This window comes from Gordonia sp. C13, from assembly GCF_023218005.1.
In the GTDB taxonomy this organism is placed as follows: domain Bacteria; phylum Actinomycetota; class Actinomycetes; order Mycobacteriales; family Mycobacteriaceae; genus Gordonia; species Gordonia namibiensis.
Map to the genome: position 1 here is coordinate 64,916 of NZ_JALPSY010000030.1, position 7,364 is coordinate 72,279.

Below are 7,364 nucleotides of genomic sequence, written 5' to 3' on the forward strand. Positions count from 1 at the left end.
GCCTCTTATCCATGTCGGATTCGATCCTGCTCACCCTCGACGGCACCCAACACGACGCCGATGTACCATTCCTGCACGCCGACGACCTCGCGGCGGTACGCGGCGACGGCGTCTTCGAGACCCTGCTCGTCCGTGCCGGCCGGGCGCGTGGGGTGCGCCTGCACCTCGAACGCCTCGTCCGGAGCGCGACCGCCATGGAGCTCCCGGCGCCGGACCCCGACGAGTGGCGCGCTGCCATCGAGAACGCGGTCAAGCTGTGGACTGCCGAGCACGGGACGTCGGACGAGGCGTTGCTGCGTTTGGTCTACACCCGCGGACGCGAACACGGGTACGCCCCGACGGCGTACCTGACCGTCGAGCGGGTGCCCGAGCGCGTCGCCTCCGCGCGCGCGGACGGCGTCTCGGTGGTCACCCTCGAGCGCGGTTTCTCCATCGACCTGGCGGCCAAGGCGCCGTGGCAACTGCTCGGCGCGAAGACGCTGAGCTATGCCACCAACATGGCTGCCCTGCGTCATGCCGCATCCGAGGGCTACGACGACGTCATCTTCGTCAGCAGCGAAGGGGCGGTGCTCGAGGGGCCGCGCTCGACGGTGGTCGCGGTGTACGGGGACACGTTGGTCACCCCGCCGACGGAGATCGGCATCCTCGCCTCGACGACGGCCCAGGCCGTCTTCGATCTCGCCGATGCGGAGGGCTGGAAGACCAAGGTCGAGATCCTGCGCCCGGAGGACCTCGTGGCGGCCGACTCGGTCTGGCTGGTCAGCAGTGTGACGCTCGCGGCCCGGGTCACCCATCTCAATCGTTACGTGATGCCGGTGCCTGCCGACGCCGATCGGTTCTCCGGTCTGGTGGACCGGGCCATTGCCGCGGAAGGCGATTGATCTCGGTCACTCGGCGCTGATCCCGGGGCCGCATCACATCTGGTCGCGGGTGAGAGCGAATGCACCGGCGGCGGTGGCCCGATGGGACTTTTGGCGCTTGAACAGGGTCGGTGACCAGGCGTAACGTCGCGCTCAGGGCCTACTACCGGAAGTAGTAGGCGACTTCGGCACCCGCCGGCTCAGCCGGTGACCTGATTCGAGGCATACATGGACGCTCTGGACGTCTCCAGATGGCAATTCGGTATCACGACCGTCTATCACTTCATCCTGGTGCCGCTGACCATCGGTCTCGCACCGATGATCGCGGTGATGCAGACGGTGTGGCACGTCACCGGCAACGAGCAGTGGCTGCGCGCGACCCGGTTCTTCGGGAAGCTCTTCCTGATCAACTTCGCGCTCGGCGTGGCCACCGGCATCGTGCAGGAGTTCCAGTTCGGGATGAACTGGAGTGAGTACAGCCGCTTCGTCGCGGATGTCTTCGGTGCGCCGCTGGCGCTGGAAGGCCTGGTCGCCTTCTTCCTGGAGTCGACCTTCATCGGACTCTGGATCTTCGGCTGGGACCGACTGCCGCGACGCGTCCATCTGGCGTGTATCTGGTTGGCGGCCATCGGCGTCAACGCGTCGGCGTACTTCATCATCGCCGCGAACTCGTGGATGCAGCACCCCGTCGGCGTCGAGTGGGACGAGACCCGTGGCCGCCCCGCCATGAACGACTTCTTCGCCGTCATCACCAACAACACGACGCTCGCCGCCTTCCCGCACGTGATCGCCGGTGCGTTCCTGACCGCGGGCACCTTCGTCGCGGCCATCGGCATCTGGTGGATGGCCCGCAACACCTGGCGCGCCAAGAAGTTGCGGGAAGCGTCCGAGACCGGTGACACCAGTGAGGTCCCGGAGAGCACATCGCCGAGCCACGTCGACGCCACTCCGGAAGACCTGGAGAAAGACGCGCGCGACCTGTGGCGGCCGGTCACCCGGTTCGCGCTGTGGGTCACGCTAGTCTCCGGCGTCGCGCTGTTCATCACCGGTGACATCCAGGCACAGATCATGTTCAAGCAACAGCCGATGAAGATGGCCTCGGCGGAATCGCTCTGCGAGACCGCGACCGGCCCCGGCTTCTCCGTCCTCTCCATCGGACGTCAGAACAACTGCGAGAACATCGATCACATCATCGAGATCCCCAAGATGCTGTCGTTCCTGGCCGATCACTCCTTCGATTCGACCCTGCAGGGCGTCGAGGAGCTGCAGGAGCAGTACACGAAGGCCTTCGCCGACAACCCGAACGTGCCCGCCAACCAGAACTTCGCACCCAACCTGTTCGTCACCTACTGGGGTTTCCGGGCGATGATCACATGGGCGGCCGGCTCGGTGGTCGTGGCCCTCGGCGGGCTCTGGTACACGCGCCGCAAGCGGGTGGTCGAGTCGAGGCGATTCGGCTTCATCGCCCTGCTGATGATCCCGACCCCGTTCCTGGCCAACAGCTCCGGCTGGATCTTCACCGAGATGGGCCGCCAGCCGTGGGTTGTCGCACCCAACTGGGAGGACGACCTCGATCCGCTGCGCATCAGCATGCTCGTGCAGAACGGCGTCTCCAACCACACCGCGGGGACGGTGCTTGTCACCCTGATCGGGTTCACGCTGCTCTACGGCGCGCTGGGTGTCGTCTGGTTCATGCTGCAGCGCCGCTACGTGATCGAGGGACCGGCGAGCTACGACTCCCGGCCACCAGGCCACAGCGACGACGAAGCAGACTCCGATTCCGATGAGCCCAAACAGCTCTCGTTCGCGTACTAGAGGAGAGTGACATGGGACTCCCGGAATTCTGGTTCCTCATCATCGCCGTGCTCTTCGTCGGCTACTTCGTCCTCGAGGGCTTCGACTTCGGCGTCGGCATGCTCATGCCGATCCTCGGGTCGAGTCACACCGGTGGCGACGACAAGGTCGCACCCGACGATCCCGAGGCCGACCCCGACAAGCGCCGGCGGGCGCTGCTCAACACCATCGGACCGGTGTGGGACGGCAACGAGGTCTGGCTGCTCACCGCGGGTGGCGCGCTCTTCGCGGCGTTCGGTGGTTGGTACGCAACGATGTTCACCGCCTTCTACCTGCCGCTGTTCCTCATTCTGATCGGCCTCATCACCCGTGTGTGCGCGATCGAGTGGCGCGGCAAGATCAACGATCCGCGCTGGCGCAAGTGGTGCGACGTCGGCATCGGTCTGGGGTCGTGGATTCCCGCGATCCTCTGGGGGGTCGCCTTCGCGAACGTGGTGCGGGGCCTGCCGATCGACGCCGACGCCCAGTACACCGGCGGGTTCTTCAACCTGCTGAACCCGTACGCGCTGCTCGGCGGTGCGACGACCCTGCTCGCGTTCCTCACCCACGGTGCGGTGTTCCTGTCGCTGAAGACCTCCGGTGTCCTGCAGGAGGATTCGGCCCGCTACGCCTCCCGCCTCGCATGGCCGACGCTCGTCGTGGCCGCCGCGTTCCTGCTGTGGACGCAGTTCGCTTACGGCAACGGCTGGACCTGGATCCCGGTGCTGATCGCCGCGGTCGCCGCGGTGGGCATGCTCGTCGCGACGCAGGTGCGCCGGGAGGGATGGGCGTTCCTGTTCACCTCGATCGCGATCGCCGGGACGGTGGCCACCTTGTTCGCGGTGCTGTTCCCGAACGCGCTGCCCTCGACCCTGAACCCGGACTGGAACCTGACCATCGACAACACGTCGTCGAGCGACTACACGCTGACGGTGATGACGTGGGCGGCGCTGTTCATCACCCCGGTGGTGATCGGTTACCAGGCGTGGAGCTACTGGGTTTTCCGTAAGCGCCTGTCGGTCGGGAACATCCCGGAGCATCACGGCCTGCCCTCGCTGCGCGTGTCGAGCAAGTGACGCCTCCGGTCGACCCGCGGCTGCTGCGGTATTCAACGACGACCCGACGCTACGTCGCGGTCACGGCGGCGTTCGCCGTGGCGCAGGTGATCGCGATCATCGTGGCCGCGAGCATGGCCGCCTCGATCCTGTCGGAGCTGATCGTCTTCCCGGGGTCGCGGTCTTTCGACGCGCAGTGGGTGCACCTGGTCGTCCTGGCTGTCGCGATGACCGCTCGCGCCGTGATGGCCTACGGGCACGACCGGTATGCGCACCGTGCGGCGGAGCAGGCGATCGCGGAACTGCGGTCGGAGGCACTCGACGTGCTCACCGATCCGCGTCGGACGTCACCGCGAAAGCTGCTGACGCAGCGTGAGCACGCGACGACCGTGCTGTTGCGGGGACTGGATGCGCTCGGGCCGTATCTCTCCGGGTTCCTGCCGGCACTCGTGAGCGCGGTGATCCTCACGCCGGCGGTGACCGTGGTGATCGCCTTCGCCGACTGGCCGTCGGCGTTGATCATCCTGATCACGTTGCCGCTCATCCCGATCTTCATGGTTCTCGTCGGACTCATGACCCGGGATCGCACCACCCGCAAGCTGGCGACGATGAGCAGACTGACCGCGCAGCTGCTGGATCTGATCGCCGGGCTGCCGACTCTGCGGGCGCTGAACCGCGCCGAGACCCCGGCCGCCCAGGTAGCCGAACTCGGTGAGGCACACCGGCGTTCGACGATGAGCTCGCTGCGGGTGGCGTTCCTGTCCGGGGCCGTCCTCGAGCTGCTCGCGACCCTGTGCGTCGCCCTGGTCGCCGTCGGCATCGGTCTGCGCCTGGTGTTCGGCGAGATGTCGCTCTACGCAGGTGTTTTCGCGCTGATCCTGGCGCCCGAGGCGTATCTGCCGCTCCGACGCGTCGGCGCACAGTTCCACAACTCCGCCGATGGCGTGACCGCCGCCGGGGAGGTCTTCGAGCTGATCGACTCTCCCGAGGACGCCGCGCCGATGCCGGTCAGCGGTGGCCGCGGAGTCACCGTAGCGGGCGCGCCGATCACCATCCTCGACCTCGGGGTGCACGGCCGTGACGGCTGGGCGCCGGAGTCGCTGCGCGCGACGATCCGGCCCGGCTCGCTCACGCTGTTCACTGGGCCGAACGGTTCGGGGAAATCCACGACCCTGGCCGCGATCATGGGTCTGCTGACACCCGACGACGGTTCGGTGCTCATCGGGTCCATCCCGGTCACCCATGCCGATCCAGAGTCCCTGCACGAGCAGATCGCCTGGCTGCCGCAGCAGCCGGTCGTCGTGCCGGGCACGGTCGGCGAGAACGTGGAACTCTTCGGCGCGCTCGACCGCGACGCCGCCGACCGTGCCTCGACGGCCAGCGGATTCGACTCCGTCGTGCTCGAACTGCCCAAGCGGCTCGACACCCGACTCGGTGCGGGCGGCGTAGGGCTCTCCGCCGGCCAGCGTCAGCGGCTCGCACTCACGCGAGTGCTCGCGTCGCCGGCTCCGCTGTTGCTGCTCGACGAGCCGACCGCCCACCTCGACGAGGCATCCGAACGTGCGGTCCTCACCGTGCTCCGCGACCGTGCACGCGCCGGTGACACGGTCATCGTGGTGGCCCACCGGGGGATCGCGCGTGAATTCGCCGACCAGGTGGTCGAATTCGACGGAGGTGTGCCATGCGCGACGACCCACTGATCCGCGCGCTCGGTTTCCTCGGCCTGCGCCGGGGTGCGGTCGCCAAGGCCCTGCTGCTCGGCGTCGGCGGGTCGCTGTCGGCGCTCGGCCTCGCGGCCTTGTCGGCGTGGCTGATCACCCGGGCCTGGCAGATGCCGCCGGTGCTGTACCTGTCGGTCGCGATCACCGCCGTGCGCGCACTCGGTATCTCGCGCGGCCTGTTCCGTTACCTCGAACGACTCGCCACCCACGACCTCGCCCTGCGTGCGATGACGACCGCCCGCGAACGGGTCTACACGGCGCTCGCGACCGGCTCACCGGCCTACTCGGTGACCCTCCGGCGCGGAGACCTGTTGACCCGCACCGGCGATGACATCGACGAGATCGGCAACGCACTCATCCGCGGCCTGATCCCCATCGGTGTGGGTGTGACGACGGCGGTGGCCGCGGTCGTCGTGATGGCGCTGGTCTCGCTGCCCGCCGCCGCAGTGCTCGCCGTCGCGCTCATCATCAGTGGTGGTCTCGCCCCGTGGCTCGCGGCACGCGGTGGTGCCTCGGCCCTCCGCGACGGTGCGCGGGCCGCCACCGCATCCGCAGAGGCCACGACGACCACCCTGTGGCACGCATCCGAACTCGTCGTCGCGCGTCGGCGTAAGGAACTGCTCGAGACCGCCGCGGATGCCGATCGCCGGCACCTCGCGGCCACCGATCGGGGTCGTCGGCTGGAGGCGGCGGCCGCCGCGGCAACCCCGCTCGCGATGGGTGCGTCGCTGGTCGCGGCCTGCGTGATCGCCATCCAGTTGGCGTCGCAGACAACCGGTTCGATCGCCGGGATCGCCAGTGGTGAGGGGCTCACCCCGATGATCCTCGGTGTGCTGATCCTGCTTCCGCTCTCGGCTTTCGAGTCGACCGCGCCGCTGACCGAGGCCGGACTGCAGATCGAGCGCAGTCGTCAGAGCGCCGCGCGGGTGATGGCTCTGGTCGACGGCGCACACGCCGCGGACAGCACCGAACCGTCCGGTGCAGATGTGGCGGTCCACCGCGGCATGGTCGAGGTGTCGACCGACCGATTGCGGTGGGGCCGCGGGGACCGTGGTGTCCTCGGTCCTGCGGACGGTCTGGACCTCGACCTGCGACCGGGATCGCGGCTGGCGGTCGTCGGACCCACCGGCGTCGGCAAGTCCACACTTCTGCTGACCCTCGCCGGGCTGCTCAATCCGGTCGACGGGGACATCGCCTGTGTCGACGTGTCGAGCCGCGCACCCGTCGACCTTCGCTCGGCCGGTTGCTATTTCGCCGAGGAAGCACATCTCTTCTCGACGTCGGTCCGCGAGAACATGCGCGTCGCGCGGGGTGACGCCACGGACGACGAGATCCTCGCGGCGCTGACGACGGTCGGCCTCGACGGCTGGGCCGAACGGCTTCCGGACGGTCTGGACACCACCCTGACCGGCGGTGCCGACGCCGTCAGCGGCGGCGAGCGTCGACGCCTGCTCCTCGCTCGCGCGCTGCTCCACCCGGCACCGATGGTCCTGCTCGACGAGCCGACCGAACACCTCTCTGCCGACGACGCCGACGGTCTCCTCCGACGCCTCCTCGGTGTCGAGGACGACCTCTTCGGTCCCGATCGCATCGTCGTGGTCGTGACCCACCAGCTCCCGGCAGACGTCGGCAGTGCGCAGATGGTGGAGCTGGAACCGGCCTCGGCGCGCGACTTTTGACCGGCGAACCTCAACTCGACTTGCAGACGTCGATCGAAGTCTGCCGGTGGAGTCGAAGTCTGCCGGTGGAGTTGAAGTCTGCCGGTTGTCGGGGAGGTGCCCACCCGTTCGCTGAGTGCGAGCGAATGTGCCCACCCGTTCCCTGAGGTGCGAGCGAAGCGAGCCACGAAGGGCCGGCGACGTCATCTCGCCAGGCCTTCGTGGGGGGGGGCCGGG

At 68.3% G+C, this 7,364-nt stretch carries 5 protein-coding genes; all 5 read left to right on the plus strand.

What is annotated here, in order from left to right:
* The first annotated feature begins 11 nt into the window (after nucleotides 1-11).
* Nucleotides 12-881: an aminodeoxychorismate lyase gene (locus tag M1L58_RS19890; RefSeq protein WP_248660199.1), complete on the plus strand. Its 870-nt coding sequence runs from the start codon at nucleotides 12-14 to the stop codon at nucleotides 879-881.
* A 207-nt stretch (nucleotides 882-1,088) separates the two neighbouring features.
* On the plus strand, nucleotides 1,089-2,675 hold the full coding sequence (locus M1L58_RS19895; protein ID WP_248660200.1) for a cytochrome ubiquinol oxidase subunit I: 1,587 nt from the start codon (nucleotides 1,089-1,091) through the stop codon (nucleotides 2,673-2,675).
* 11 nt (nucleotides 2,676-2,686) lie between these two features.
* A complete protein-coding gene (gene cydB / locus M1L58_RS19900) occupies nucleotides 2,687-3,769 on the plus strand; it encodes a cytochrome d ubiquinol oxidase subunit II (RefSeq protein WP_248660201.1) in 1,083 nt (360 codons plus the stop codon).
* The gene (gene cydD / locus M1L58_RS19905) at nucleotides 3,766-5,448 is read left to right on the plus strand and encodes a thiol reductant ABC exporter subunit CydD (RefSeq protein ID WP_248660202.1); all 1,683 of its coding nucleotides are present in this window, start codon (nucleotides 3,766-3,768) and stop codon (nucleotides 5,446-5,448) included. The genes cydB and cydD overlap by 4 nt, the downstream gene beginning before the upstream one ends.
* Complete coding sequence (gene cydC, locus M1L58_RS19910) at nucleotides 5,430-7,148, plus strand: thiol reductant ABC exporter subunit CydC (RefSeq protein WP_248660203.1); 1,719 nt, start codon at nucleotides 5,430-5,432, stop codon at nucleotides 7,146-7,148. Before cydD ends, cydC begins: the two co-directional genes overlap by 19 nt.
* Nucleotides 7,149-7,364 lie beyond the last annotated feature (216 nt).